This is a genomic window from Peribacillus sp. SIMBA_075 (genome assembly GCF_046534585.1).
In genome coordinates this window covers 1-356 of sequence record NZ_JAWRYN010000232.1, presented here as the reverse complement: position 1 = coordinate 356, position 356 = coordinate 1, and the positions used below count along the sequence as shown (strand labels likewise).

At 46.3% G+C, this 356-nt stretch carries 2 protein-coding genes; both read right to left on the bottom strand.

The features are described 5' to 3' along the window. A partial coding sequence (locus SB775_RS28010; RefSeq protein ID WP_410864423.1) for a YqgQ family protein occupies positions 1–112 on the bottom strand: 112 nt, incomplete at its 3' end. Between the two features lie 17 nt (positions 113–129). Beyond that, a partial coding sequence (locus SB775_RS28005; protein WP_410864421.1) for a 5-formyltetrahydrofolate cyclo-ligase occupies positions 130–356 on the bottom strand: 227 nt, incomplete at its 5' end.

Genomic DNA, 356 nt, shown 5'->3' with positions numbered 1-356 from the left:
GCGTGATGAAATCGTGATCGTATAGATCCCGGATATCGGATTCCATCAAATCGAGATCCGAAATAAAATCCGCCGTATAGATGATCGTTCCGTATCTTTTCAATAATTGCATTACATCGTAAAGTTCTTTCATTCTCTCACCGCCTTTGAGTCGATTATTCTTTGTTCCGTGATGATGCCATCGACTGGAATGTCATGGCTTTCGATCGGCAATTCCCCAGCCAGCTGGAATTCGAACGCCAGCGACCGGGTCTTGCCGCTAAAACCGCTTAAATAACGGTCATAATAACCACCGCCGAAGCCGATTCGGTATCCGCTTTCGGTAAATACCACGCCGGGCACGATCAATAAATCGA